This is a genomic window from Streptosporangium amethystogenes, from assembly GCF_000721075.1.
Taxonomy (GTDB): Bacteria; Actinomycetota; Actinomycetes; order Streptosporangiales; family Streptosporangiaceae; genus Streptosporangium; species Streptosporangium amethystogenes.
On the sequence record NZ_JOEQ01000108.1, the window covers coordinates 1 to 2,424 of the forward strand.

The 2,424-nt window shown below is 69.5% G+C and carries 2 protein-coding genes and 2 pseudogenes; all 4 read right to left on the minus strand.

Features of this window, described 5'->3' with window-relative positions; translation table 11 throughout:
- Positions 1 to 752: 752 nt before the first annotated feature.
- The gene (locus IG98_RS0143755) at positions 753 to 1,286 is read right to left on the minus strand and encodes a WD40 repeat domain-containing protein (protein WP_211264385.1); all 534 of its coding nucleotides are present in this window, start codon (positions 1,284 to 1,286) and stop codon (positions 753 to 755) included.
- Positions 1,287 to 1,569: 283 nt separating this feature from the next.
- A complete protein-coding gene (locus IG98_RS54090; protein ID WP_030926437.1) occupies positions 1,570 to 1,827 on the minus strand; it encodes a WD40 repeat domain-containing protein in 258 nt (85 codons plus the stop codon).
- A gap of 17 nt (positions 1,828 to 1,844) precedes the next feature.
- Positions 1,845 to 1,967, minus strand: a pseudogene (locus IG98_RS55100) (hypothetical protein); the annotation flags it as partial.
- Between the two features lie 37 nt (positions 1,968 to 2,004).
- Positions 2,005 to 2,322 (minus strand): annotated as a pseudogene (locus tag IG98_RS55105) (WD40 repeat domain-containing protein); the annotation flags it as partial.
- Positions 2,323 to 2,424: the final 102 nt, after the last annotated feature.

Below are 2,424 nucleotides of genomic sequence, written 5' to 3' on the forward strand. Positions count from 1 at the left end.
CCGGGCGTGCAGTGTGGCCGACGCTTGCCGCCGGTCAAGTCCTGCGCCTCCTCGCTGCGCTCGTCGGCTCCGGACTGGACAGTCGGCCGCGCACCGGCCGAGGGGCCGCCGGGGGACGAGCCGGAAGCCGGTGAGGAGAGTCGCCGGGCGGGGCCGGCTCAGGCCGTCACAACCACGCCCCCGGGGGCCGCGCCGCGGAGCAAGTTAGTAGATAAACCCGGTTTACCGATCCGAGGGCGGATCGGCGTCGCCGGGCGCCCGGCGTCGACCGGGCCGCGAGGCCGGGCGCCGGAGCGGGTATCGGCGAGGAGGGCCAGGAGGAGAAGGAGCCCCGGCCCGGCCGACGCCGTGACGTGATCGGTGGACATCGGAACGAGCAGGAGACCACCCAGGAACACGTAGCCGGCACCACACAGCAGAGACCATCAAGAACAGACAAGAAGCGTCGAAGATCAGAGATAGTCAGATGGGCGGCCGTGGCCTTCCCGGCCGACTATGCCCGCTTGCAGGAGGCGCTGCGGGCGCTGCCCGCCGAACAGCGCAACACTCCGTTCGTCGCCGAGCTGGCCGAGCTCCAGGCCGTCCGCCAGGCCTCCCGCGGGGGGCGTCATCCTGCCCGAATGGGCCCAGATTCTCGAGAGGTCGAGGCTTCAGGGCGGGGTTCCGGGACATCCGGGACGCCTCTACGCGTGCGCGGACCCCGGGGGGTGCCTGTCCGATTCGCCGCGATTTCTCCGAGGTCAACTTGTGGGTCAGCGGGTCTGCCACAACTTCACGCTGTTGTCGAGGCTTCCGGTGGCGAGGGTTTCGCCGTCCGGGCTGAAGGCCACCGAGGAGACTCCGTCGGTGTGGCCGGTAAGGGTGGTAATGGTTTGGCGGCGGGCCACGTCCCACAACTTCACGTTGCGGTAGCCGCCGGTGGCGAGGGTTGTGCCGTCCGGGCTGAACGCCACCGAGAAGACCCCGCCGGTGTGGCCGGTGAGGGTGGCGACGGTGTTGCGGCCGGCCACGTCCCACAACTTCACGCTCTTGTCGAAGTTGCCGGTGGCGAGGAGTTTGCCGTCCGGGCTGAACGCCACTGAGGTGACATAGCCGGTGTGGCCGGTGAGGGTGGCGCTCAGCACAAGATCGGTGGCGCTCGGTGTGGGTTTGGTGGCGTTTGGTGTGGCGTCGGGGGTGCAGGCGACCATGGTCGGCACGCCGATGGCGGCCAGGGTGCCGAGTCCGCCCAGGAGCAGGGTGCGGCGAGATAGTGAGCGGCGCTGCCGCGGCGGGGGCGTAGTCACGCCTGTAGGTGTAGAAGATCAGGCTTGAGATTGTCTTGAGTGCCTCTGCATCACCTTCTGCCCACCCGGGCCGAGCAACCCGCCGGAGGCGACCGGCACGGCCGCGTTCCGGGACTTCCGGGACACTCCTCTGCAGGGGTGCATGGCCCGGTAACACCTGTCCGGTTTGCCCGGGTTCTGCGGGGGTCAACTCCAGAGAACCCTCCTTCTCGGGAGTCAGCCCCCCGGGAATGGAGCAGACCGGATTGTGGCGGTAGGGCCGCAGCGATGATGATCTACCGGGTCAGCGGGTCGGCCACAACTTCACGCTCTTGTCGGCGGCGGTGGCGAGGGTTGTGCCGTCCGGACTGAACGCCACCGAGAAGACATCGTCAGTGCGGTCGTCGAGGATGGCAATGGTGTTGCGACCGGCCACATCCCACAACCGCACCGTGCCATCGAAGCCGCCGCTGGCGAGGGTTGTGCCGTCCGGGCTGAACGCCACCGAGGAGACCCTGCCGATGTGGCCGTCGAGGGTGGCGACGGTGTTGCGACCGGCCACATCCCACAATCGAAGCTGGCGGTGGCGAGGGTTGTGCCGTCCGGGCTGAACGCCGCCAAGTAGACACTGTCGGTGTGGCCGGTGAGGGTGGCGACGGTTTCGCGACCGGCCACGTCCCACAACCGCACCGTGTCGTCGAGGCTGCCGCTGGCGAGGGTTGTGCCGGCCGCCGCTGGCGAGGGTTGTGCCGTCCGGGCTGAACACCACCGAGAAGACGCTGTCGGTGTGGCCGGTGAGGGTGGCGACGGTTTCGCGACCGGCCACGTCCCACAACCGCACCGTGTCGTCGAGGCTGCCGCTGGCGAGGGTTGTGCCGTCGGTGTGGGGTCGGAGGTGCTCGGTAGGGGGATGACGGTGGTGCAGGCGGCCATGGTCGGTACGCCGATGGCCAAGGCGCCGAGCCCGCCCAGGAGCAGCGTGCGGCGAGATAGCGAGCGGCGCTGCCGCGGCGGGGTCGTAGTCACCCCTGTAGGTGTAGAAGATCAGGCTTGAGATTGCCTTGAGTGCCTCTGCGTCACCTTCCGCCCGCCCGGGCCGAGAAGCTCGCCGGAGGCGAACAGCTCCGGAGCGCGGCCGCGCCGGGCGGGCCTTCGGGAG